This is a genomic window from Flavobacterium sp. CYK-55 (assembly GCF_018413465.1).
In the GTDB taxonomy this organism is placed as follows: domain Bacteria; phylum Bacteroidota; class Bacteroidia; order Flavobacteriales; family Flavobacteriaceae; genus Flavobacterium.
In genome coordinates this window covers 69,404-94,974 of the sequence record NZ_JAHCDK010000002.1, presented here as the reverse complement: position 1 = coordinate 94,974, position 25,571 = coordinate 69,404, and the positions used below count along the sequence as shown (strand labels likewise).

Genomic DNA, 25,571 nt, shown 5'->3' with positions numbered 1-25,571 from the left:
AATTAGTTAGTTTTGCCGAACGTTTTAGTTAAAAAAAGTTAAACAATATTTATGCCATTAAATAAATGAGCAAGAACCTTACTACAAGAGCTGAAGATTATTCAAAATGGTACAACGAATTGGTTGTAAAGGCAGATCTCGCTGAAAATTCCGGTGTGCGCGGCTGTATGGTTATCAAGCCATACGGATATGCCATCTGGGAAAAAATGCAAGCCGAACTCGATCGAATGTTCAAAGAAACGGGTCACAGCAATGCGTATTTTCCGTTGTTTGTGCCTAAAAGCATGTTTGAAGCAGAAGAGAAAAACGCCGAAGGATTCGCCAAAGAATGCGCTATTGTTACGCATTATCGCTTAAAGAATGATCCTGACAAAGCCGGAAAGCTTATCGTAGATCCCAATGCCAAACTTGAAGAAGAACTCATTGTTCGCCCGACGAGTGAAGCTATTATTTGGTCAACTTATAAAAGTTGGGTTCAATCTTATCGCGATTTACCTTTGCTCATTAATCAATGGGCCAATGTAGTTCGTTGGGAGATGCGCACGCGTTTGTTTTTGCGCACCGCTGAATTCTTGTGGCAAGAAGGGCACACAGCTCATGCTACCAAAGCTGAAGCGATTGAAGAGTCAGAAAAAATGATGAATGTTTATGCTGATTTTGTCGAGAACTTTATGGCCATTCCGGTAATCAAAGGTCTTAAAACTGAAAGTGAGCGTTTTGCCGGAGCTGAGGAAACCTATTGTATTGAGGCTTTAATGCAAGACGGAAAAGCACTTCAAGCGGGAACTTCGCATTTTTTAGGGCAAAATTTTGCCAAAGCTTTTGATGTAAAATTTGCCAATGCCGAAGGAAAACAAGAGCATGTTTGGGGCACTTCATGGGGTGTTTCTACCCGATTGATGGGTGCCTTAGTCATGACCCATTCAGATGATCAAGGATTGGTTTTGCCTCCAAATTTAGCTCCGATTCAAGTAGTAATTGTTCCTATTTATAGATCAGACGATCAATTGGCTGAGATTTCAGCAAATGTAAATGCATTGGTGGGGCAACTCAGAAAAAGAGGAGTTTCAGTCAAATTTGATGACAGAGACACGCACAAGCCTGGTTTTAAATTCAATGAATACGAGCTCAAAGGTGTTCCGGTTCGCATTGCCATCGGTCCCAATGATTTGGCTAACGGAACCTATGAAGTTGCCCGTAGAGATAATCTAACCAAAGAAGTGGTTGGTCAAGATGCAATTGTTGATTACGTGTCAGATTTGCTCGAACAAATTCAGAAAAATCTATTTGATCGCGCTTTGAATTACAGAAACACTCATGTTACAGAGGTTGAAAACTTTGATCAATTCAAAGAAGTGCTTGAAGGTAAAGGCGGATTCATTTCAGCACATTGGGATGGCACTGCTGAGACCGAAGAAAAAATCAAAGAATTGACCAAAGCAACCATTCGTTGTATTGCTTTAGATCAAAAAAAGGAAGAAGGAATTTGTGTTTTTTCAGGGGCAAAATCCTCAGGTAGAGTGCTGTTTGCAAAGGCGTACTAAAAAAAATAAAAAAAAATTAGTTTAGCTCTTGCGCGGATAGAAAATAGATGTATCTTTGCAACCGCAATGAGAAAGATGGCCCGTTCGTCTATCGGTTAGGACGCCAGGTTTTCATCCTGGTAAGAGGGGTTCGATTCCCCTACGGGCTACAAAATTTAAACTTTAAGTTACAAGAATAATGGCAAATCACAAGTCAGCTTTAAAAAGAATCAGAAGCAACGAGAAAAGAAGAGTGTTGAATCGTTATCAGCATAAAACAACTCGTAATGCAATCAAAGCTTTACGTATGTCTACTGACAAAGCAGATGCTTCAGCTAAACTTTCAGCAGTTATCTCGATGATTGATAAATTGGCTAAGAAAAATGTTATTCACGATAACAAAGCTTCAAACCTTAAATCAAAATTGACTAAACACGTTTCTAAATTGTAACGAGTTAACATAATTATAGAAAAAGCCTTCCAATCGGAAGGCTTTTTTATTTTAATGGTATTGGGTTTTAAAGAATTTTTTTCAAATCTTCAAGCATTTCTTTTGAAATGGGCTTTGACATGAAGTCAAGTACCATCGGATAAGTTTTTGCTTTATTAATGTCTTCAGGGTCAATAGTTGACGAAAGCACAATTACTTTACAATCTTTAAAAAGTTCTCGATATTCTGCTTGAGAAAAATGATCGAGAAACTCCCAACCGCCCATAACCGGCATATTCAAATCTAAAAAAATAAGTTGTGGATAACTTGAAATTTCACCACCAAGATTATTCAATTTTAAATCGTCAAAATAATTGAGCGCATCTTCACCATTTTCGGCTGTTATAAGGTTCTTGGTAATCTCAGATTTATTAATGACCATTTTACACAACATTAGTGTAATCGGATCGTCATCTACACACAACACTAAATCTAACATAAGATTACTTTTTAAAGGTTATCGTAAAAGTTGTTCCTTTATCAACCTCGCTTTCAACGCTAATAGTTCCGCCCATTGATTCTACTTGTGATCTGACTAGGTAAAGCCCCAGACCTTTGCTGTCCGAATGATTGTGAAAGCGTTGGTACAGTCCAAAAATCTTATCCCTGTTTCGTTCCATATCAATGCCAATTCCGTTGTCTTTAAAAGTCAAAACAACATGGTTGGCCGAATCTTTACCTGAAATCAAAATACGCAGTGTTCTTTTTGGTGAACGATACTTAATAGCGTTGGTAAATAAATTCAACAGAATGCTTTCGAGATAAGCCTTGTTGGTGTTTAGAATTGTGGTTTTTTCTAATTCTACTTTTAGGATGGGTTGATGTTGGCTGATGAGGTAAGAAAGTTGATTGAAGACATTTTCAAAAACATCTTTAATCACCACTTCTTCTTTTTGAATCGACGGATTGTCTTTAATGATGATTACTTTAACCAAATCATTGATGGTTTCATTGAGTAAATTGGTCGATGTCGAGAATCCGTTGAGAATTTCTTTGAGCTCCGGATTTTCAACCGGAATTTCTTTGATCAAATTCAAAAGACCGGTCAAATTCGAGAGTGGTGCGCGCAAATTGTGCGAAGTAATATACGAGAACTGTTTCAAATCGCTGTTGTTTTGCGTAAGCTCGCGAATGAGTTGTTCTTTTTCTTTTTCTTGGCGTTTTTCTTCGGTAATATTGCGCTGAATCGAAACCCAATGCGAATGTTCGCCTTCTTTGTTGGTGATTGGAATCATCGAGAAATTTACCCAATATTCCTCGCCTTTTTTGGTGTGGTTGAGCGTTTCAAACTTAAATTCTAATCGGTTTTTGAGCGCGTTTTTTAGAGAAGATATTTCTGATTTAACCGATGGCTTACCCATAAAAACTTTAGGCGTTTTACCGATAACTTCAGTTGCTTTATAACCCGTCATTTCAGTAAAAGCAGGGTTAACGAATACAATTTTCGGAATCGTTGAGTTTGATTTTTCTGATTCTGTAATAATCACGGCATCTTTGGTTTCGGTAATCACCGTTTCCAAAAGTTTGAGTCGTTGTTCTTCTTCTTTTTGGCGTGTAACATCCTGAATTGCTCCAATCATACGCACTGCATTGCCATCTTCGTCCTTGACTAAAAAACCTCTATCAAACACATATTTATAGGTTCCGTCGGCACACATAAATCGATATTCATCTTGCCATTTTTCGGTTTTTTGTTCTATGAATGAATAAAGTTTTATAGACATTTTAATACTGTCTTCCGGATGAATTCTGTCAAACCACCATTTTGAAGTATTGCCTACATCTTCTTTTTTGTAACCAAAAACGCCCTGAATTCCTTTGTTCCAAGTAAAATGATCATCTTGAATTTTCCAATCCCAAATCGTGTCGCTGGTTGCTTTGGCTACAATATCGTATCGTTCGTTTGATGAAATAAGCTCCTCATTGGTTTCATTCATCTGCTCAAAAATCTTCCGGTTCTGAAAATCGTTTTTAGTCAGAATAATTTTAAAGATAATGGCCGATACAAGAATGAAAATAACATCTTTTAAACCAACAACATAAAGCAAATCGGTTGAAGATTCATATTTGAAGTTATTCAAAACAAAAAAGCCAACAATAGCCAAACATGTTGAAAACAAAATGTACAGCAGGGTTATTTTGGTGGCTTTATTTTTCATTGTCTCAAATATAAATTAATTTATTGAAAGCATATCAACTCAAAACCGAAACTTCAACATAGTTTTTAACAGCCGAATCTTACAATTTTAAAATGCAAAATCAGTGTAATTTTAAGGTTTTTTATCTCGAAATAAAGTGTACCTTTGCGGCCATTAAAAAACACAGATGGAATCAATTAGAAACATAGCCATTATTGCGCACGTTGACCACGGTAAGACCACCTTGGTAGATAAAATTATGTACCACTGCCAACTTTTTCGCGAAAACGAAAACACCGGCGATCTTATTCTAGACAACAATGATTTAGAGCGCGAGCGCGGAATTACCATTACTTCCAAAAACGTTTCGGTAGTGTACAAAGGCACTAAAATCAATATTATTGATACTCCGGGTCACGCCGATTTTGGTGGCGAAGTAGAGCGCGTACTCAATATGGCTGATGGTGTTTGTTTGCTCGTAGATGCTTTTGAAGGCCCGATGCCGCAAACGCGTTTCGTATTGCAAAAAGCTATTGATTTAGGATTAAAACCATGTGTGGTAATTAATAAGGTTGACAAAGAAAACTGTACGCCTGAAGAAGTGCACGAAAAAGTTTTTGACTTGATGTTTGAGTTGGGTGCCGAAGAATGGCAACTTGATTTTCCGACGGTTTATGGTTCAGCCAAAAACAATTGGATGTCTGATGATTGGAAAAACCAAACCAGCAACATCGAACCTTTGTTAGATATGGTCATCAATAATGTTCCTGCGCCTGAAGTAAGCCAAGGAACACCACAAATGCTCATCACTTCACTTGATTTCTCATCGTTTACCGGACGTATCGCCATTGGTCGTTTAGAGCGCGGTGTTTTGAAAGAAGGCATGCCTATTTCACTCGTTAAACGCGACGGTAAAATCATCAAATCACGCATCAAAGAACTCCACACTTTTGAAGGTTTAGGCCGTAAAAAAGTACAAGAAGTAATTGCAGGTGATATCTGTGCCATTGTAGGTGTTGAAGGATTTGAAATTGGCGATACCATTGCTGATTTTGAAAACCCTGAAGCATTGCAAACCATTGCTATTGATGAGCCAACGATGAGCATGCTTTTTACCATTAACGATTCACCGTTTTTTGGTAAAGAAGGAAAGTTCGTAACCTCGCGCCACATCAAAGATCGTTTGGCCAAAGAACTCGAAAAAAACTTAGCCTTGCGCGTAGCTGATACTGATTCAGCTGATAAATTCATGGTATTCGGTCGTGGTGTATTGCACTTGTCAGTACTCATTGAAACCATGCGTCGCGAAGGATACGAATTACAAATTGGCCAGCCGCAAGTCATCATCAAAGAAATTGATGGTCAAAAATGCGAGCCAATTGAAGAACTCACCATTGATTTACCTGAAAACCTTTCGGGTCGTGCCGTAGAATTTGTTTCAGTGCGCAAAGGCGAAATGCTATCCATGGAAGCCAAAGGCGAGCGTATGATTGTGAAGTTCAATATTCCATCGCGCGGTATCATCGGGCTCAGAAATCAACTATTGACCGCCACTGCCGGTGAGGCCATTATGGCGCACCGCTTTATTGGTTATGAACCGTTCAAAGGTGAAATCGCAGGCCGCATCAACGGTTCACTCATTTCGATGGAAAACGGAAAAGCCATTCCATATTCCATCAATAAATTACAAGACCGCGGAACCTTCTTTGTTGATCCGAACGAAGATGTATACGAAGGTCAAGTAGTCGGCGAGAATTCACGCAGCGATGATATGGTCATCAACATTACCAAAACCAAGCAGCTTACCAACTTCCGTTCTGCGGGTGCCGATGATAAAACACGCATTACGCCGGCCATCAAATTCTCGTTAGAAGAAGCTTTAGAATACATCCAAAAAGATGAATACGTTGAGGTAACGCCTAAATCGCTCAGATTGCGCAAAATTTATCTCAACGAAAATGATCGCAAACGCTACAAAATAGAGTAGTACTCAGAAAACCATCCAGCTTTTGGGTGGTTTTTTTTTTGAAGCTGATCCGGCTATCCGTTGCAATCTTTCACGGCGAACTCCGCCGCAAAAGGATTTTCACTACTATCCGGGCTAGGGGTGTAGTGCAAACACAAGCTTATTACTCAAAACAGATACAGATAATTTTGGCTCAATTATTCAATGATTGGCTGCAATTACTTTTTTTTGAAAGATTTAACCGTCAGAGATTTTATATTTGTAAGTTGTGAATTCAAATCTAGTTTTATGAAAAAGAATTACTCTTTTAAAACATCGACACATAAAAGCCTATTCATTTTTATGTTGTTGTTTATTTTCGTTTTTCCTAATCAAATAAGCGCGCAGTGCAATCGCCCAATCAACATCCAAAAAACTTCGCTCACTACTGATAGCGTATCGTTTTCATGGTCAGCGCCCACCTCCGGAAGCTCAGTCATGAACTACGATTATTACGTAACGAATGATTTGATCAATTATCCGCCAATTGGGGCCGAAGCCAACCACGAAACAACGGGTTTAACCTATGCAACTTGGTCTGGTCTCACGCCGAACTTTACCTACCGAATTTTTGTGCGCACCCGTTGTGATTTTACTTCGGTCAGTGATTGGCAAAGCGCAGGTAGTTTCACCACTTTGGCCGCGAACTCAGGCTGTGCTAATGGCCCATACGGATTAAATCCAGCCACCACATTTGTACCTTCTTGCACCGGAAGTGCCGAGGTAATCAATACCGATGCTTATGCGGGTGAATATGCCGATATTGAGGTAGTTCCCAACCGTCAATACATTTTTGACAGTTCCAGAAACACAGACTATGTGACCCTTACCAACACCGGAGTTGATGGAGTTGTTGCGCATGGAGCAGTTCCGTTTACATGGAATTCCGGCACCTTTGACGGAGTTATTCGTTACTTTTTGAACAGCAACAGCAATTGCGGAATCCAGCAGGTGGAACGCACACGCTCGGTTACCTGTTCTGTAGTTCCGTCTACTTGTGTTGCGCCGATTAGTCCGATTAGTTATTCTATTTCAAGTACCGGAGCTGTGTTGAGTTGGTCGTTTAGCGGTTCGTTTACAGCTACTCAATATTATGTCAGTACCAACAGTACAACACCAACAATTAATGCAACGCCCAGCGGCTCTGAACAAGTCCAAAATAAAACTACAGTTACCGGTTTAACACCCAATACTACTTATTATTATTGGTTGCGATCTTCATGCGGAACTGATATTTCAAATTGGATTTACGGCGGAAGCTTTAGTACCTTAGCCTCAGACCCTGTAGGTTGTGTTACTAGTATTTACGGGCAAAACCCAACCACAACTTTTACACCGGCTTGTATCGGAACGCCTGAAATCATCGCCACCAATTCTTGGGCGGGTGAATTCAGCAAAGTCAATATTTTGCCTAATAAAACCTATACGTTTACCAGTTCTACCACCACAGATTTCATTACCATTAAAGATGATTCCACTTCATACACATACGCCAGTGGTCCAACGCCTTTGGTTTGGTCTTCGGGCGCGAATACGGCTACTATTCGTTTTATGCTTCATACCAATTCAACCTGTGGTTTCCAGAACGTAAGCAGAACTACAACCGTTGCATGTAATAATGCAGTGCCCAGTTGTACCACACCTTCAGGGCTGGTTATTTCAGCAGTTACAGCCAATACAGTAACCACAACCTGGAACCATGCTAGTCCGATTCCGGCCAATGGTTATCAATATTATATAGCTACCAATCAGGTTACACCAACAGCATCTACAGCACCTACGGGTTCTACCACGACCAATGGTGTAACAGCCAATGGGCTTACTGCCAACAGCACTTATTATTTTTGGGTGCGTTCTAATTGTGCCAACGGTGTGAGTCAATGGGTGTTTGGAACTGTTTTCAATACTACTGGCAGTACTACCGGATGTACCGATGCTCAAAACGGTCAATATCCAACCACCACTTTTACGCCAACTTGTTTGAGCAGTGGTGTTGAAGAAGTCATTGTAACCGATGCTTATGCCGGTGAATACAATTTGGTTTCTATTTTTTCGAATCGTCAATATACTTTTAGAAGCTCAGTAACCAGTGATTATATTACGATTACCAACCAAGATGCCACCATTACCTATATATCCGGAAACACACCTTTGATTTGGAATTCTGGTCTCGTGTCGGGTACTATTCGTTATTATATTCACGCTAATTCAGCTTGTGCCGCTCAAAATTCCAATCGTACGCGTTATATTACCTGCCAACCAGTGACTGGTGTTTGTAGTGCCCCGGTGGCTGTTACCCTTGGTACCGTAACTCAAACCTCTGTAGTGGTCAGTTGGACAGCTCCGGTTCCCGGTCCAGCACAAGGTTATCAAATTTATCTTAGCACCGTAAGTACAGCACCAAACAGCAGTACAACACCAACGAGTACTGCAACCAATACGAGCACTACTTTAACAGGTTTATCATCTCAAACCACTTATTATGTTTGGGTTCGTTCTAGCTGTGGCGGAAGTCAGAGCGTCTGGGTCGCCGGTGGAAATTTCACCACTGCATCAGCTCCGTGTAATGGGCCAACTAACCTGAGCAGTGGCAGTATTACCAGTACCTCTGCCAATATAACTTGGTCAGCAGCGGTTCCCACGCCAGCGCAGTATGATGTTTATTTCAGCACCTCTAATACTGCACCAACAGCGGCTACAATTGCTTCAGGAACCGTAACTTCACTCGCAGCCAATTTGATCAATTTAACAGCGAGTACCACTTATTATTTCTGGGTTCGATCAGATTGTGGTTCAAGTAAAAGCAGCTGGATGTCAGGCGGAAGTTTCACCACTTTGGCAGCAGCTTGTAGTGCTCCTTCAAACGTATCGGTTTCAAATATTACCAGTAATACAGCCAATCTTTCATGGTCAGCTGCGGTTCCGGCACCAACGCAATACGATATTTACTTTAGTACATCAAGTGTTGCGCCCAATGCTTCTACAACTCCTGTCGGAAGTTTAAATGCGCTTACCGCTAATTTGATTAACCTTACCGGAAGTACTACCTATTACGTTTGGGTTCGCTCAGATTGCGGAACTACCGATAGCACATGGGTATCAGGCGGAAGCTTTACCACACCAGTACAAGGCGATTGTACCGATGCTATCTACGGCCAATATCCAACCTCAGCTTTCACACCGGGTTGTACGGGTGTTTCTGAAACCATTGTAACCGATGCTTATGCGGGTGAGTATGCTTTGGTGAATATCCTCACCAATAAAGAATACACTTTTACCAGCTCGGTCGCCACCGATTTTATTACCATCACCAATGAAACCGGCACAACAGTCTACACACGTGGTACCACACCACTGGTTTGGGTTTCAGGAACAACATCAGGGGTTATCAGATATTATTTTCATACCAATGCCAATTGCGGCACGCAGAATACCAATCGAACAAGATCCATCACTTGTGCTTCCTATTGTGCACCGCCAACTTCTGTAAGTGTTTCGGGTATTGATATTGCGCAAGCCACTGTACAATGGACAAGTTCTATTACACCTCAGGCCTATCAATACTACATCAGTACAAGCAGTACTCCACCGACTAGTTTAACAGCTGCCAGCGGAAGCTCGCTCAGTACTACGCGTGTAATTACCGGATTGACAGCTGCAACTACTTATTACATTTGGGGAAGAAATTTCTGTGGTCCGTACGGAAGTGCATGGGTGAGCGGAGGAAGTTTTACTACTTTAACCGTAACCGGTTGTACAACGGCGGTGAACGGTTTATTCCCGCAACTCAATTTTACGCCGGTTTGCAGTGGTAGCAATGAACAAATTACCAATACGGCCTGGACCGGTGAATATGCCAATGTCAACATTAGTACCAATAAAGAATATACTTTTACCAGCTCTGTAGCCACTGATTTTGTGACCATCACCAATGCCAACGCAACGGTAATTTACGCTTTCGGAACAACGCCGCTCGTATGGCAGTCAAGTACCAACTCTGGTGTGCTTCGCTATTACTTGCACAACGACGCTACATGTACCAGTGAACAAGTCAATCGAGTCAGATATATCAAGTGTACCACTTCATTAGCCAATGAGCAAAACCAATTAGAGCATTTAGCTTTATATCCCAACCCAACTACAGGTATGCTCAACTTGAGCAATGACCAACCGATTGATCAAGTTGAGATATACAATATGTTGGGGCAATTGGTGGCTCAGCAAAATCTGCATGCCAAAACGGGCACCATCAACATGACGCAACTATCGGCCGGAACTTATTTGGTTAAAGTTCAATCTTCAGGCTTGGCGCAAACCATGCGCATCGTAAAAGAGTAAATCTAAACGATTATATAATGAGAAACCATCCGCAATTTGTGGGTGGTTTTTTTTTGAAGCTCATCCGGCTGTTCGCTGTTATCTTTTGCGCTGAACCCCAGCACAAAAGGATAGCCGCTGCCATCCGGGCTAGGGCTTAACGTTTCCCAATAAAAAAGTAAGCGGAATATCGAGTCTTTTTTTCCAAGCTTCTTCCGAATGATTTTCACCCGGAAAAAATTGAGACATGGCATTTTTTGGTGTAAAACTTTTGGCTTTGAGCAGCGCATTCACCTTTTTTTGTGATGGAGCATATAAACTATCTAAAGTTTTATCGCCATAATCAAAGTAGATTTTTCTGCCTGCTTCAGGTTGTAAGTAGTTTTGCAGATAATTGATCATGGCGTCCGGTACCGGATTGTTTTCGTTGCGGTAAATTCCGGTCCAGTGTGTTGACAAACAAGCAGCGCCTCCAAACACTTTTGGGTATTCGCAGTAGGCGTACATTGAAATCAATCCGCCCATACTCGAACCCATAATAAATGTGTGGTCACGATCAGTAAAAACACTAAAATGGCTGTCTACATAAGGTTTTAGTTCGGAGACAATAAATTTTAAATAAGCATCTGACACCGGTTTGAAGGGTTCAGATATTTTTTTCAAGTTGAGGTATTCATCTGAAACCAATTTCTGTTGTTCTTCAGTCATGCTTTCAAAGGCCTTTTGCGGAAAGTATTCTTGGTGTCTAAACCTCGGATTGTTCCAAATTCCTACCACAATAAAGGGCTGGGTTTGCCCTGATTTGATAAGCTGGTTAGCAATGTCGTCTACGTCCCAAGCTTGCTTGTTCCATATAGTTTCAGGATCATAAAGCATCTGTCCGTCGTGCATATATAGAACACTGTATTTCTGTTTTTCGTTATAACCATCGGGCAACCAAACATCAATGTTTTTGGGTGTGATTAGCTTGCTTGCGAAATCTGATATACGAACAACTCTGCCTGCTTTAACTTCAATGGGTTGCGCTAGCATATTCAAACAAAAAAGTGGAATTATAAGTAAAAATTTCATTTATCGAATTAAACTGAAATGTCCTTTAAAAATTCTGCCATCTTCCATTTCAATTACATACCAATAATCGTCAGAAGGCATGGGGTTTCCGTTGTAGTTTCCGTCCCAACCCAAGTCAGAAGCACCAAAACCGTGTAGTAATTTTCCGTGGCGATCAAAAACATTCAGCCATGATTTATTTTGATGGTTTTCACCGGTGCCGCGTAAGTTCCAATAGTCGTTGACTTTGTCACCATTTGGTGAAAAGAATTTAGGAATACCTAAAACATAAACATCAATCGGACCAATATTCCCGCAGCCGTTGAGGTCATTCACATAGAGTTGGTGAATGCCCATCGAAACATCATAGAAGATATTTGAAGATTGATATTCGGTTGGATCATCAAGGCTATATACCAAATCACCACCACCACTGGCGAGGATTTCTATTGAATTAAAATCAGTTAAGTCGGTAACAATTATGGCATCAATATGAGCTACATCAGAATTCACAACATCAATAACACGCGTTTTCAGGCAACCGTGCACCGAAGTCACATCTACAGAATATAAGCCCGGAACGTTGACATCTAAAGTGTACAGAGTTGCGCCTGGAATCAAAACGCCTTCTTTATACCATTGAAAAGTATAGTTTGAAATTGTACTTGAATCAACAATATCTGCATCTATACGTTTGTAAAAATTAGGGTTGTCAGAACATATCAACTCACGCCCTTGTAATCTTATTTTGGGTGTTGGCCACACCTTAAAAGGTAAAATAGTACTGGCCGGGCAAGTTAAATTTATTGGATTTTCAACCACTACAGTAACGTTTTGTGAAGTGGTATAAAACGGATTGGGCAGCGGGCTTGGCAAGGGTTGTAAATTTCCGTCATAATATTTGACACGAACCCCGGTTTGCCCATTGAGTACCGAATTTTCTATCGTAGCCGTATCAAAACCATAAATCCCATCTTGGTCAAGCGGGTCAACTTCATCATCACAAACCGATAGCAAACTCGGATTGACCGGATAAGCTTCAGGTAATTTATCAACGATAAAAGTCAGTGTTTCTTCATCATAACAAGGGCCATCGGTTGCATAAGTAATAGCATTGACCACGCGCGCTGTTATGGTGGTTGTTCCGTTTACAAAAAACGGATTTGGCAAATTGCCTGGAATTAAGTTTCCTGCAGCATCAAAATATTGTATGTTAACGTTGGTTTGTCCTGCTACAATGATGTTGTTAAACAGCGAAGTATTAAAACCGTATATTCCGTCTTGATTGTCATCGCAATGTCTAATGATATTGTCGTAATTATACTGATGCGCTACGGGTAATTGTTCAACTTCAAGCTTAACATATGGTCCTAAACCAAAGCATGAATTGTCAATTGTGCTTTCAACTCGAACCCAAATATTTTGCTGAAACGGATACTGTCGATTTCGATAGTTGTAGATGTTTTCAACAGCCAACGAATTTTGAGATATCTCTAACGAAACTCCATTGGCATCAACCTCCATTGAGGCATCTTCAAAGTTTTTGTAATACTTTACATTGTAAGTGCCTGTGGGCGGAAGCAGCAATAAGATATCAGCGGTTGCGCTGCTAAAATCAAAACTGGATATCCCGTCTCGATCGTTATTATTGCTTGAATTTTGGCCAAAACTATCGAGGTAATCGTCGCATTTGTAATATTTCTTGACAAAACTTTGCGGAATTTGCGTAGTAGTCACATTTACATCTAATTGCCCAACACTATGACAGCCATGTGTTTGTTCAACAATACGAACCCAAACGGTTGATGTATTGGTATAATAATTTAAAGGATTAGCAATAAAGGAAGAGCTGGTTTGGTCTCCTAATTCTGCGGCAGTTTGCGTCTTATAATAAGTAAATACATGATTGCTCAATGGCGCCATAGAACTTTGTTTTTGCAAAAGGTTTACTGTGGTGTAGCCGTCATTGTCATCATCACATTGAACCAACAAAACCGGAGTTGTAATGTTAGGAACATCATATAAATTAAGTATTACTTCATTTGAAGTAACCGAGCAACTGTTTCCGTTTTTGCGTAAAATCACGCGATATTTTCTGCCGTTAAATGAAAATGGCGGAGCAATAATCTGCAAATTTTGGCTGTGTGTGTTGTTGTGGTTGATATCATCGTTAAGGTCGGTCCAAACACCGGCTATAAATGATTGCCACTGATAGCCATCAACAGGCGTTGAGGTAATACTGATGATTGCGTTGTCATAGGCGCAAAAAGCTGAAATACTGGGTTGTGTATTGATCGTGATGGGAGCCGAAATGATGTAATTGTTGTTGGGTAGTGCAGCATATCCGGAACCGTTCTGAACCATTCCAGCCGGGTTAACGGTTGCAGTGCCTGAGCCTAAAATTCCATTGCCGTCACCATCTTGAAAACCAGCTTCGATGACATCAAAACAGTTGTCGTTATCGCTATCAATAGATAAGTAATTTTTAACCGAATTGCTGTCGGTATCGGCAATTACATAGTTAATGGTACCAGATTCAATTGAGGTTTCTAAAGCATTGCTTAATCCGTTGCTGCCAAAAACGCTGGGTAGACCGTCAATTCTTCCGTCAAGATTTGCATCAGCTTGTGCATGTCCGGCTTCAAACAAGTCAAAAATTCCATCATTATCACTATCTAAATCGATGTTGTTAACTACGCCGTCATTGTCGTTATCATTCGGATTAATACCAGTTCCAAAAGCATCATCCATACCATCTTTGTTGTTATCAGCATTGGCAGGACTTAGCGCTGTATTACCCAACGCTTCAGCACGATCAGGAATACCATCGTTATCACTGTCAAGGTCGTAACTGTCAGGTATTCCATCGCTATCGGAATCACGTTGAACACAGGTGTAAATTAGCTTGAAAGTGGCATTGTTTCCGGAGTTGTCGGATAAATTAATGTGCTTTAAACTAAGGCTTGATGCTTTGTTGCATCGAAATTGAAAAGTTCCGGTTCCGGCGGCCAGCGGCAAAGCATCCTTTAGACGAAACCTAATTTCATATGATGAATAGCTGGTAACCCCACTTTCATAAATATTATCGTAATTGGTATCAATGAGTAATTGATCAGTTGGGTTGAGTACCGTAATAGTTTGTGAGGTGTTGCAACTCAATATAAAATCTCCTGATGAGGTAATGAAGTCAGAACTATTTGCATTTGATGCGTATTCTAAAGCTACATTAATTGGTTGTGGAAATGTTTTTTCGACTTTAACAAAGTTTCCTTTACCCATAGGGGTTCTTGTTACAAAACTACCTATTGTGGTTCCGCTAAACGGCACAGGTTCGGGAGCATCGTTGCCTCCGGTAGTAATCAAAATGCTGCCTTCTCCAACTAAGTCTATAGGTTGATTTCCGAACGATTCACTGCAATTGCTCAATCCATCGTTATCGTAGTCAATATCTACATTATCATTAACGGTATCATTGTCGGAGTCAGTCGGACAAGTACTCACAGGAATTTCATTTGAGTAAATATCGCCAATGGCATTACAATTTGAAATTGCTGCTTTTACATAATAGGCACCGGGTTGTGGTGGCGAATAATGATTAAGTGTAGCACCAGGAATAGGATTACCGTTAAAATACCATTGATAGTTATCAAACGGACTCAAGGTTGTGACCCTTAAATCAATATTGGGTACAATACAATTGGTTTGAGTAATAGCCAATAAATTAAAAGAGATTTCAGGTTTGAAAGTGAACCCTGAGTAAAATCCGCCAAAAGTTGCAGCGCCATCGGTTCCGTAAGCAGCAACATAGAGTTGTGTTGTTGATAATACGGTGATGTTTCCGGTAAGTCCGGTTATGGTATAGGTGTCAAAGCTTTGATTTTGCGTTGGTACTGTAGTTGGACCGTTGACAGAAACACCCGCTAAAGCATCTAAAGCAGTTAGTGAATAAGTGGTTCCGTTAACCTCAAATTGAAGCGTTGAACCAGCCTCTGTAAGTATTGTAACTCGGCCTTGAAAAATTCGACTCCCGATTTTTTCAATCATCGGTATGTTATCAATAATATGCGGTGTATCACAACCTAACGGTGGAACAAAGAACATTTCTTGGTTGGCAAAATCTGTTCGAGTATCATCGCCTACGGTTTGATAGGCAAATACCTTCTCAGAACTGCGTACATATAAACTTCCGCTCACAAATTGATTTCCGTCTAGAACTAAATATTCACCTGCATTTAGAATAAAATTCGGAAGTCCGGTGTTGTTGTTCAGGTATATTTCTGTGTTGTCAACATCAGCAGTAAGCAATACTTTTTCAACATCTGCTTGACCGGTACTTTTGATAAATACATATTCTTTACCTGTACGTTCGGCTGATACAATTTGATCAAAACCTAAATCTAAATTGGTAGCTGCGTTTGAACCTGTAAATGAGCCACAATTTACAGCAATAGGTTTGTCTGAATTCACTAACGAGCCGATGAGTGCATCACGATTGGCATCTGTAGGGCCTTGAACCGCCATAACAAAACTTTCGCCGCTGTTAAGCGTAATCGGTGCAGGTGTGCTTCCAGCAATGGCATTGTTGATGAGTTGAGCACCTGTTCTGATATCACTAAAAGTAACCAAGGTGTTGTTTTCTGTGGCCATGATGGCTACAAAAGTATAGTGATTGTCGGTGTATGGGTTGGCTGTAGTATTGAGTAAAGAACCAATTCTGAATCGTGTGCCCAAAGCTGCCATACCTTTTGATACCACGGCTCCGGCTTGATTGCTATTTCCGGCAATAATACGTGCCGCAACATAAACCAAGTCTTCGGCTTCAACAATAAAGCCTTTATTAGAAAGTATATTATTTACATTGTTTTTTGGAACCATCAATTGTGTATTGGTTCCGTTGCCAATATTGTACACATAGGGTGTACTTTTTGAAACCGTACCCGTTACGTTGATTCCTCCTAATTGTTTAATGGTAAAATTAACCGGTGCGGTACTTGGGGTAGAAATATATAAATACTGTTCCTGTGCGCTTGAAGAGGTGTTGTCTGAACCTGATAGCGGTGGAATATAGTGTGTCTTACTGAATTGGGCAGTTGACACCACAGTTATGAAGAGCAAAATCAGTAGGTATAGCTTTTTCATTCGATAAAAGTAGTAATTATATTGCTATGATTATCTTTTGAGCGCAAAATGGCCTTTGATGGTTTTTCCGGTGGTTCGTGTAAGAACAAACCAATAATCATCAGCGGGTAATTTTTTTCCGTTATAATTGCCGTCCCAACCTCTCTGAAGTGCATTGAATTCGAAGAGGTTCTTTCCGTAACGATCAAAAATTTCAACTTTTGCATTTGGAATAATGTTTAGATTTTCAATGTTCCAAACATCGTTATAACCATCGTCATTGGGCGTAAAAAATCGCGGATAATCTAAGATGATAAACGCGTAAGTATCAAACCCACAACCGTTGATATCGTTGGCTACAGCAGAGTAATTTCCGGGTTGAAGGCCATAAAAAACCGCACTGTTTTGAAAAGTATTTCCATCAATGGAATATTCAAAATTTCCGTTTCCTTCGGCTATGATGTGAACGCTGTTTTGGTTTCCTTGAAAATCATCCACCAGAACATTGGTAATCGTAGGCGCTTCAGATCCGTCGGCTATAAAAGTTTTGGTCGCTTCACAAGTATTAGCATCGGTAACGGTAACAGTATATAGGCCCGGACTGCTGATTTGTGTAGAGGATCCGGTGGCTCCGTTGCTCCACAAATAAGTGGCAAAAGTATTGGCGACTGAAATGGTTATAGGTTGACCATAACACAAAAAAACAGGTTCATCCTCAAAGTTATCCGGTTCATTTTTGTTGATGAATAGCTTGACAGGAACAATTCCGTAGCAGTCACTGCCATTGATGATTTTGGCAAAAATGGTTTGCTCATATCGAACGGTATTCGTAAAAACAGCGGGTAAAGCATTGGTTTGCAACAGCGCATCTTGATAAGTCGGGTAATATTGTACGACAAGCCCTGAAGGCAATCCGCTCAGCACATCGGTGTCAATTTGCGCGAGTGTAATTCCGTAATAACCATCTTTATCACTATCTAAATCACAAGTTTCATAGTCAATTTCGCTGGGCAAACTATTGTTGGATATTTGCAAAGACAGTTGGGTAACGCCCACACATCCGGCAGAACTCAGCGCCGTTGCGTAAATGGTTTTAGGAACACTTTCATAGGCACTCGGATCTGGAATAGATTGGGTTGTATTCTGATTCTGAGCATCGTTTAGGTTTTCGTAATAGGTAACGGTACCAGGATTTCCGTTGATGATTAGAGTATTGGCTAAATTCAAGTTAAACAAGGCGCTTCCGTCTTGGTTTTCATCGCATTGAACCAGCGTGCTCGGTGATAAATTAGGTCCCGGAATATATTCAATAGTCACTTCGCCCGATGAAATACAACCCGAACTTCCGAGTGAAACTTCTACACTATAGATTCCGTCTGAAGTCACATTAAAAATAGGCGCTGTAAAACCGATTTGCTCAATTCCGTTTTTGAACCATTTATAGCTGTTGGTTCCGACTTCGGTAGCATCGAGTTGATAGGATTGCCCTTGACAAATAGGGTTATTGCTCGCAATCAAGCGGTCAGGACCAAGGTCAGTTCCCACTTTAAAACTTCCGCCACCCAAAAAAATAGCCGAATCATACCGAATGTTTTCATGATCGGCAATCACTAATTTGATGTGATAAGTAACTCCTGGCGTTACGGTTGATTCAGCTTTTAAAACAGTAGTTTGCCCGTTGAAATTAACCGCATCACTGTTTCCGTTATATTGTCCAAAATATTGCTCATTGATAGCTGGGCAACCCGAAGTAGTAGGATGCACACTCGTGACCAAAACCGGTGTATTCGTGTTGGGAATCAGCGCTAAATTTCTGTAGTTTTCAGTAGAATTGGCGCGTTTGAGCAAAAAAGCAAAACCATCTGAATATCGGCACGGTGCGTTTCCTTGGTATTCTTCAGAAGCAAAAATATAATCAAAACTCACATAACTGGTCAGCGGTGTAAAGTCAAACTCAATGACTGTAGCATTAAATGTATTGCTGATGCCCAAAGCTTGCTCTAAATCAGGATCGCCTTGCCAACCCGTTTCGCCTTCGTCTATCAAACTTGTATTTGGCCCCTCAGATCTTTTGGCGCGCGCGGTTGAAAGCACCACACCATTCAGAAACGGAAAACTGCTTCCGTTGGCGTCAAAATAACCATAACTCAGTTCATTGGTATTGAAAGGGTTTCCGGTTGCTTGAATATTGGTCACATTGGCGCACGGACTGTTGACCAAAACATTTTGAATGAGTTGTTGCGCCGAATAAGTATCGTCAACACGAACAAATTGTGCCTGAGTTGTATTAGAAAAAAAAGCAAAAAAAAGGTTCAGTAAAAAGAAGCCTTTTTGAACCCAAAATTGTTTTTTTTGCACGATAATTTTCAATGACATACAGGCCGTTTTCTGCGCAGTCAAATCTGCCTGCCAAAGATACTACAAATCTCTTTTGAGCAATAATTTGTACGACGAGATGACAAAAATAATCGTCCAAGCTATCACGATCAAAAGCCCGAGCGGATGCACACTGTAATCTTTGATGTTATCGACGCCAATTTGGTTGCCAATCGATTTAATGACAGACAATCGGGTTATTGGTTCTACAATCAAATCTGACATGGCTTCAAGGGGCAACAATTGTGTGAAATAATCAGCGTAATTACTGTTCGGAAAAACTTTAAAATGCAATAATCCGCTGATGATGCCTTCAATAATGTTCCAAATCAGTAAGAAGCCTAAGGCAAAAGCCGAACGTTTGATCAAGATGCCCAAAAACAAACAGAACGAGAAAAAACCAACGAGTTTCACAAAATAAGCCAGCAAATATTCTAAGTCAGAAAAGATGATTCCGAGTTCGTTATACGATGAGAAAATCAAGCCTAAAATCAGTGAAATCACAAATACAAAAACAGTCGAAACAGCAGCAAAAGCAACCACCATCAGAAATTTTGAAGTAATGAATTCGCGTTTGCTGAGTCCGTCAATCAGGTTTTGTTTGAGTGTTCCGTAACTGTATTCGTTGGCCATCATCGAGACAATCACCACCGCTAAAAAGAACTTCAAAATGGCAGCAACATAAGTATTGAAATGCCAAATAAACGGAAAGTTGAAAATGCCCATTTCAGCCACATTTAACTCAATTGGCCCCAAATTAAATTTAATCGAGGCGATGAGCGCAATAAAAGTCAGCAGTATAAAATAAGCCAAAGTCAGGGTTCTGCTGGCGCGGTTTCTCCAGATTTTTAAAAACTCAATGGTTAGTAATCGCTTCATGATTTGGTTTGATTTTGGTTGGTGAGTTCTAAAAATTGTTCTTCGAGTGTGCGTTGTCGTTTGACCAAATGACTCAAAATAATTTGACGCTCAAACAAATATTTATTCAAGTCTTGCGCTGCTACCGAACCTTTAAAATGAGCGATGATTTTGCCTTTATCTTCGTCTATTTTTTCTAAATCCGGATGGGCTTGCAAAGCATTTCTGAGTAAACTCATATCATAACTTTCGACTTCAAAAAATCCGGTTTGTGCATTCATGGCATCCACGCGGCCTGAATAGAGCATTTGTCCTTTGCGCAAAATCAATACATGCGAGCAAACTTTTTCAACTTCATCGAGTAGGTGCGAAGCCAATAAAATGGTTGTTCCTTGCGTGGCTATTTTTTTGATGATGTCGCGTATTTGGTGAATTCCCTGCGGATCCAAGCCATTCGTAGGTTCGTCCAAAATTAAAATTTCCGGATCGTTGAGCAAAGCCGAAGCTATGGCCAAACGTTGTTTCATACCCAGTGAAAACGTGCTGAATTTACTGTTCGCGCGTTCCATAAGCCCAACCAATTCGAGTTTCTCTGTGATTTTTTGCTCAGAAACATCTTTGATTTTGCACACCAATGCGAGGTTTTCACGCGCGGTCATGTACGGATAAAAATTCGGTCGTTCAATGATGGCGCCTACTTTTTTGAGTGCTTCATGCGTTTGAATTGAGCCGTCAAACCAAAAATATTCGCCCGAAGTTTTGTTAACTACATTGAGCACCATGCCCAAAGTGGTTGATTTTCCGGAACCGTTTGGCCCTAAAATTCCATAAACGTGGCCTTTTTCAATGGTGAGTGAAACATTGTTGACCGCAAGCACCGGGCCGTAACGTTTGCTGAGGTTTTTTAAAGTGAGGATGGTTTTCAAAACAAAAAATTAAGTGCTCGTTGGACAGACAAGTTATAAAAATGTTACCGATTTTTTTGATTTAGTTTTCATCAAAAAAAAATCCCCGAACTAAGCCGGGGAATATGGAATTAACCTTTTTGTTCTTTGTTAAAATATACCAAGTAATAATACATTTGGCGCTCTTCATCCCAGCCTTTTTCTACAAACTTTTCGGCGCTTTCCGGATTGATGAAATCAAGTTTAATCTGAATATTCGTATCTAAACTAATCACGTTTTTAATCGATTTGCGCACATCTGAAACCGCTGCATTGGCAATCGGAAAATTCGTCACGTCTTCAATGCTGTATTTTTCGCCTTTGTCGGCTTTGTAGCTTTTAAACTCCGGAATCAAATCAGGATTGTCGAGCACTTCATTCAAAAATTGCGATTCTTCAAACTGATCGTTTTTGGCAAAATAATTCACCGAACGATTCATGAACATCACTTCTTCTTTTTTGTCTTCGGCCGGAAAAACCACATCTTTGGCAAATCCTTGGCAGAATTTAAGGTATTTTTTGGTCATGAAATTCTCGTCTTCAAACGCATCGACCGACAAGAAATGCTCGAGCCAATAACGCGCGTCGTAACGATTGCTGTCAACCGTTAGAATTTTATAACCTTCTTCTTTTTTGTGGTTAAAAATCAAACAACCTTTGTCGAGTTTGTTGAGGTTGATGCCTTGCTGCAGAATCATTTCAAGCGTGCTGTCTTTTTCTTCAAACTGCAGAAAATCGGTTTGAATTTCGCTTTTAAAAATACCGATTGCATCAACCATTTGGTTGTCAATGTTCAAATGCGTTAAATAAGCCACATATACTTCGCCGTTTTTAATGTGCGGATGCCCAGATTGCTCATACAAATGGCGTGTGATTTTTTTGGACACTTCATGCACTGAGCCCGGATTGTTGAAAACCTCGGTGGCCAAGTTGTACATATCGTTGTATTCTAAATCAACTTCGTGGGCAAATTGATAGTAGTTTTCTTCTTTCTCGCGAAACGGTTTCAAGAAAAACTCTTTGAGCAACGGCACAATTTCGTCGTTGAGTGCATAGGTTTTTTCAGAGAGAAACACCGATTCGTTTCGGCTTTTATTGCCCACTCGGTGAATTGAGAGGCTTTCTATATGGGTGTTGAATAGATTAATCATTCTTTAGATGTACACCATTTATTGACCCAAAAGTCAACAACAGTAATTAAAATTTATAATTCAAAGTTTAGTTGCTCAGGCACTCAGTTTCTTAGTTCCAATTCTCCTCGAAACCATAATCTTCATAGTTATCGTCGCCTTCAAACATATCGAGGTCATCTTCGTCTAAATCGTCTTCAAATTCGCCGTAAATGTCATCGCGCATGTCTTGGTCTGAACCAAAACTTTTTTCTGTGGCTTCGGCCGGCATTTCACCGTGCGAGAAAAGCGTTGCCGGATAAGCTTCGCCTGATTGAACATCTTCAATTGCGGCCAATTCAACCAAAAACGTCCACATGTTCAAAAAGTCGTAGACATAAATAATTTTGGTTTGATTTTTATCCAGAATTGAACTCAGCGGATAATCAGCCATCGTTTTGATTTCGCCGGGATTGTCGCCGGTATCAAAAAGCGGAATTTCTTCGTCTTGGTTCCATTGTTGGTCACAAGTGTAAAACGAGGCCAATTCCATTCCGTCAAAACCAAAAGCATTGACAATGGCGTTGTGCAAATCTTCTAAATTGTCGTCTTCTAAAATGGCAATGTCTCTAAAAATATCTTCTTCAGTGTCGAGAATTACTCTGAATTTATAAACCATGATGTGTTTTTTATTTAAGCGTCAAAGGTAAAATTTAAATTGAGTTCGGTTCAAAAAAGTAATGAACAAATCCAATAAAAAACCCAACCGAAGTTGGGCTTGAAATTATTTTTTCTCAGAGCACAAACCAACTATTTCGTGAAAGACGTCGTGTAATTCAGCGAGCGCTTTGGTGATGTCGGCATCTGATGCTTTGGCCTGAATCATTTTGTGTAAGGCTTTGCTTTTGATTTGCAATTTTTCAGCCGATGCCAAAATGCCCGGTGTTTTAAATTCAGCCGGAATATCTGATTTTAATAAATCGGCCGCTCTGTTCATCAATTCTTCAGAACGCGTTTTGATGGGCTCTAAATTTCCTTCTTCTGACGGATGAAACGTTTGTGACATTACCGCGTGAAAAGCTTTAATGGCCGGCCATTTGTCAAAAGTTGATTGCGCTTGAACCGAGTTGAGTCCGAGTACAAAAAGTACGATGGCTAATGTTTTGATTTTCATGTTTATCTTAGTTAGAATTTGTGTTACAAATATATAATTTAACGCAAAACCGCACCGAGTTCAGCGGCAAAGTTTTTCTGTAATTTGCTCATTACTTTCTCGATTTGCTCATCGGTCAACGTTTTTGAATCATCTTGCAAAGTAAAGCTCACAGCGTATGATTTTTTCCCTCCCGGAAGATTGGCTCCGGTGTAAACGTCAAACAATTGAACTTCTTTGAGCAATGATTTTTCTGATTGACGCGCAGTTTGATAAATCGAATCAAATGAAACTTGTTCATCAACCAGCAAAGCCAAATCGCGGCGCACTTCAGGATATTTCGGAATATCGGCAAACTTGATTTTGTTTGAGATGAGTTTCAAAACGGCATCCCAATGAAAATCGGCAAAAAATACTTCTTGTTTGATGTCAAAATGCTTGAGGATGTTCTTGCGGATGGTTCCGAAACGCACCAAAACTTCAGTGCCCACTTGATAACTCATCCCTTCGGCAAACAAATCAACCTCTACCGGAACTGATTTGATTTTTTCAATGCCCAAACGCGACAAAACAGAGTCAACATAACCTTTAAACATAAAAAAGTCAGTTGGTTTTTGGGCGTTGTTCCAAATTTCGGCATGGCGATTTCCGCTCAAAAGCAACGTCAAATGCTTGTTTTCCTGATAATTTGACGGCAATTTGTGGTAGGTTTTTCCAAACTCAAACAACTTCAAATCTTGGTTTTTGCGGTTGATGTTATACGCCGCAGCTTCTAAAGCCGAGAACAACAATGATTGTCTCATCGTGGCCAAATCATTACTCAGCGGATTGAGCATCGTTACGTTGTGGTCGGCGCTCAATGATTCGGTGAGTGATACATATTCTGCTGTGGTCAGCGAGTTGGCCATCATTTCATGAAAACCAAAAGAGTTGAGCTGCGCCGCAACAATATTCTGCACTTTATAATCTTCGGTTCGCGATGAATTGGCTACCGTTGCATTGAGTTTTTTGGTAAAGTTGATGTTGTTGTAACCATATACGCGCAAGATGTCTTCAATTACATCAATTTCACGCTGCACATCTACGCGATACGCCGGAATGGTCAATCCCAAACCGCCATCAGTCGCGCTGTTGACTTTGATATCCAACGAAGCCAAGATTTTCTTGATGGTTTCTTTGGGCAATTCTTGGCCGATGAGTTTCGCGGTTTTGGCAAAATTCAAAAACACGGTGGCATCTTCAATTTTCTTCGGATAAATATCAATCACATCTGAAGTAATCTCGCCGCCGGCCATTTCTTGAATCAGTAAAGCTGCACGTTTGAGCGCATATTCGGTAATGGTTGGGTCAATGCCGCGCTCAAAACGGAACGAAGCATCGGTATTGAGCCCGTGGCGTTTGGCTGTTTTGCGCACGCTCACCGGATTAAAATAGGCACTTTCTAAAAAGATATTGGTGGTGGTTTCGCTCACACCTGATTGTTTTCCGCCAAAAACACCGGCAATACAAAGCGGGCCTTTTTCGTCGCAAATCATCAAATCTTCTTCGTGCAAGCTGCGTTCAACTTCGTCTAATGTCACAAATTTGGTTCCGGCTTCAACGGTTTTGACAATCACTTTTCCGTGAATTTTAGCCGCGTCAAAGGCGTGCAAAGGCTGACCGAGTTCGTGCATGACGTAATTGGTCACGTCCACAATATTATTTTTGGGTGTAAGCCCGATTGATTTAAGTCGGTTTTGCATCCATTCCGGAGAAGGTTTGACCGTCACGCCCGAAATAGTCACACCGCAATAACGAGGCGCGAGTTTGGTATTGTCAACTTTAACATCAATTTTGAGGGTTCTTTTATCAATTCTAAAATTGCTCACCGATGGTGTAATCAACTCTACGTGATTTCCTTTCTGAATCATGCCGGCTCTCAGATCGCGCGCCACGCCTAAATGACTCATCGCATCGGCGCGGTTGGGCGTGAGGCCGATTTCAAAAATTTCGTCGTTCTCTACTTTAAAAACTTTGGCTACCGAAGTTCCGGGTTTGAGTTTTTCATCCAAAACCATAATCCCGTCGTGGCTGTTGCCCAAACCAATTTCGTCTTCGGCGCAAATCATTCCGAAGCTTTCTACATCGCGAATTTTACCTTTCTTGATGACAAACGCATTTCCGTCGGCATCATACAAAGTTGAACCTATGGTGGCCACAGGAACTTTTTGTCCGGCTGCTACATTGGCTGCGCCGCATACAATTTGTACCGGAGCGCCCTCGCCTAAATCAACCATCGTTACTTTGAGACGATCGGCATTCGGGTGTTTTTCACAGCTCAAAACATGACCTACAACAATACCTTCGAGTCCGCCTTTGACTGATTGGTATTTTTCTACCGTTTCAACTTCAAGACCTAAATCGGTGAGTAGGGCAGCAGTTTCTTCAGATTTCCAATCAATTTTAATGAATTGTTTTAACCAGTTGTATGAGATTTTCATCGATGCAAAT

At 40.6% G+C, this 25,571-nt stretch carries 15 protein-coding genes and 1 tRNA gene; 5 read left to right on the top strand and 11 right to left on the bottom strand.

Annotated features, from left to right (window positions below; translation table 11 throughout):
* Nucleotides 1-65: 65 nt before the first annotated feature.
* The 3 genes from proS to rpsT all read left to right on the top strand — a co-directional run bounded on the left by proS (nt 66) and on the right by rpsT (nt 1,974).
* Nucleotides 66-1,544 (top strand): proline--tRNA ligase, encoded by a 1,479-nt coding sequence (gene proS / locus KIH23_RS02970; protein WP_213211183.1) that lies wholly within the window; start codon nt 66-68, stop codon nt 1,542-1,544.
* 77 nt (nt 1,545-1,621) lie between these two features.
* Nucleotides 1,622-1,693: transfer RNA gene (locus KIH23_RS02965), tRNA-Glu, on the top strand.
* Nucleotides 1,694-1,722: 29 nt separating this feature from the next.
* A complete protein-coding gene (gene rpsT, locus KIH23_RS02960) occupies nt 1,723-1,974 on the top strand; it encodes a 30S ribosomal protein S20 (protein WP_213211182.1) in 252 nt (83 codons plus the stop codon).
* Nucleotides 1,975-2,041: 67 nt separating this feature from the next.
* Here the strand turns inward: rpsT and KIH23_RS02955 are convergent, their stop codons facing one another.
* Together KIH23_RS02955 and KIH23_RS02950 are read right to left on the bottom strand one after the other, a co-directional pair.
* A complete protein-coding gene (locus tag KIH23_RS02955; RefSeq protein ID WP_213211181.1) occupies nt 2,042-2,452 on the bottom strand; it encodes a response regulator in 411 nt (136 codons plus the stop codon).
* 4 nt (nt 2,453-2,456) lie between these two features.
* Nucleotides 2,457-4,172 carry a PAS domain-containing protein gene (locus tag KIH23_RS02950; RefSeq protein ID WP_213211180.1) on the bottom strand — a complete coding sequence of 572 codons (1,716 nt, stop codon included), beginning with the start codon at nt 4,170-4,172 and terminating at the stop codon, nt 2,457-2,459.
* Nucleotides 4,173-4,338: 166 nt separating this feature from the next.
* On the opposite strand from KIH23_RS02950, the gene typA reads away from it, so the two are divergent.
* Together typA and KIH23_RS02940 are read left to right on the top strand one after the other, a co-directional pair.
* Nucleotides 4,339-6,138 (top strand): translational GTPase TypA, encoded by a 1,800-nt coding sequence (typA, locus tag KIH23_RS02945; protein WP_213211179.1) that lies wholly within the window; start codon nt 4,339-4,341, stop codon nt 6,136-6,138.
* Between the two features lie 267 nt (nt 6,139-6,405).
* Nucleotides 6,406-10,494: a fibronectin type III domain-containing protein gene (locus tag KIH23_RS02940; RefSeq protein WP_213211178.1), complete on the top strand. Its 4,089-nt coding sequence runs from the start codon at nt 6,406-6,408 to the stop codon at nt 10,492-10,494.
* Between the two features lie 129 nt (nt 10,495-10,623).
* Here the strand turns inward: KIH23_RS02940 and KIH23_RS02935 are convergent, their stop codons facing one another.
* From KIH23_RS02935 to pheT, 9 genes are all read right to left on the bottom strand, one after another.
* A complete protein-coding gene (locus KIH23_RS02935) occupies nt 10,624-11,544 on the bottom strand; it encodes an alpha/beta hydrolase (protein ID WP_213211177.1) in 921 nt (306 codons plus the stop codon).
* Nucleotides 11,545-16,662, bottom strand: coding sequence for a T9SS type B sorting domain-containing protein (locus KIH23_RS02930; RefSeq protein ID WP_213211176.1), 5,118 nt, complete (start codon nt 16,660-16,662; stop codon nt 11,545-11,547). It lies immediately after the preceding gene.
* Nucleotides 16,663-16,692: 30 nt separating this feature from the next.
* Complete coding sequence (locus KIH23_RS02925) at nt 16,693-19,017, bottom strand: T9SS type B sorting domain-containing protein (RefSeq protein WP_213211175.1); 2,325 nt, start codon at nt 19,015-19,017, stop codon at nt 16,693-16,695.
* Nucleotides 19,018-19,059: 42 nt separating this feature from the next.
* On the bottom strand, nt 19,060-19,896 hold the full coding sequence (locus KIH23_RS02920; protein WP_213211174.1) for an ABC transporter permease: 837 nt from the start codon (nt 19,894-19,896) through the stop codon (nt 19,060-19,062).
* Entirely contained in the window at nt 19,893-20,801 is a 909-nt protein-coding gene (locus KIH23_RS02915) for an ABC transporter ATP-binding protein (protein ID WP_213211173.1), read from the bottom strand. Before KIH23_RS02915 ends, KIH23_RS02920 begins: the two co-directional genes overlap by 4 nt.
* A 110-nt stretch (nt 20,802-20,911) precedes the next feature.
* The gene (locus KIH23_RS02910) at nt 20,912-21,970 is read right to left on the bottom strand and encodes a nucleoid-associated protein (RefSeq protein ID WP_213211172.1); all 1,059 of its coding nucleotides are present in this window, start codon (nt 21,968-21,970) and stop codon (nt 20,912-20,914) included.
* Nucleotides 21,971-22,061: 91 nt separating this feature from the next.
* Nucleotides 22,062-22,607: an IS1096 element passenger TnpR family protein gene (locus tag KIH23_RS02905; RefSeq protein WP_213211171.1), complete on the bottom strand. Its 546-nt coding sequence runs from the start codon at nt 22,605-22,607 to the stop codon at nt 22,062-22,064.
* 105 nt (nt 22,608-22,712) lie between these two features.
* Nucleotides 22,713-23,102, bottom strand: coding sequence for a hypothetical protein (locus KIH23_RS02900; RefSeq protein WP_213211170.1), 390 nt, complete (start codon nt 23,100-23,102; stop codon nt 22,713-22,715).
* A gap of 38 nt (nt 23,103-23,140) precedes the next feature.
* Nucleotides 23,141-25,561: a phenylalanine--tRNA ligase subunit beta gene (gene pheT, locus KIH23_RS02895; protein WP_213211169.1), complete on the bottom strand. Its 2,421-nt coding sequence runs from the start codon at nt 25,559-25,561 to the stop codon at nt 23,141-23,143.
* Nucleotides 25,562-25,571 lie beyond the last annotated feature (10 nt).

Coding starts and splice junctions, on each gene's coding strand:
- KIH23_RS02935 (WP_213211177.1), bottom strand. CDS start 11,544: ATGAAATTTTTACTTATAATTCCACTTTTTTGTTTGAATATGCTAGCG.
- KIH23_RS02910 (WP_213211172.1), bottom strand. CDS start 21,970: ATGATTAATCTATTCAACACCCATATAGAAAGCCTCTCAATTCACCGA.
- rpsT (WP_213211182.1), top strand. CDS start 1,723: ATGGCAAATCACAAGTCAGCTTTAAAAAGAATCAGAAGCAACGAGAAA.
- KIH23_RS02950 (WP_213211180.1), bottom strand. CDS start 4,172: ATGAAAAATAAAGCCACCAAAATAACCCTGCTGTACATTTTGTTTTCA.
- proS (WP_213211183.1), top strand. CDS start 66: ATGAGCAAGAACCTTACTACAAGAGCTGAAGATTATTCAAAATGGTAC.
- KIH23_RS02940 (WP_213211178.1), top strand. CDS start 6,406: ATGAAAAAGAATTACTCTTTTAAAACATCGACACATAAAAGCCTATTC.
- pheT (WP_213211169.1), bottom strand. CDS start 25,561: ATGAAAATCTCATACAACTGGTTAAAACAATTCATTAAAATTGATTGG.
- KIH23_RS02905 (WP_213211171.1), bottom strand. CDS start 22,607: ATGGTTTATAAATTCAGAGTAATTCTCGACACTGAAGAAGATATTTTT.
- KIH23_RS02930 (WP_213211176.1), bottom strand. CDS start 16,662: ATGAAAAAGCTATACCTACTGATTTTGCTCTTCATAACTGTGGTGTCA.
- KIH23_RS02920 (WP_213211174.1), bottom strand. CDS start 19,896: ATGAAGCGATTACTAACCATTGAGTTTTTAAAAATCTGGAGAAACCGC.
- KIH23_RS02955 (WP_213211181.1), bottom strand. CDS start 2,452: ATGTTAGATTTAGTGTTGTGTGTAGATGACGATCCGATTACACTAATG.
- KIH23_RS02925 (WP_213211175.1), bottom strand. CDS start 19,017: ATGTCATTGAAAATTATCGTGCAAAAAAAACAATTTTGGGTTCAAAAA.
- typA (WP_213211179.1), top strand. CDS start 4,339: ATGGAATCAATTAGAAACATAGCCATTATTGCGCACGTTGACCACGGT.
- KIH23_RS02900 (WP_213211170.1), bottom strand. CDS start 23,102: ATGAAAATCAAAACATTAGCCATCGTACTTTTTGTACTCGGACTCAAC.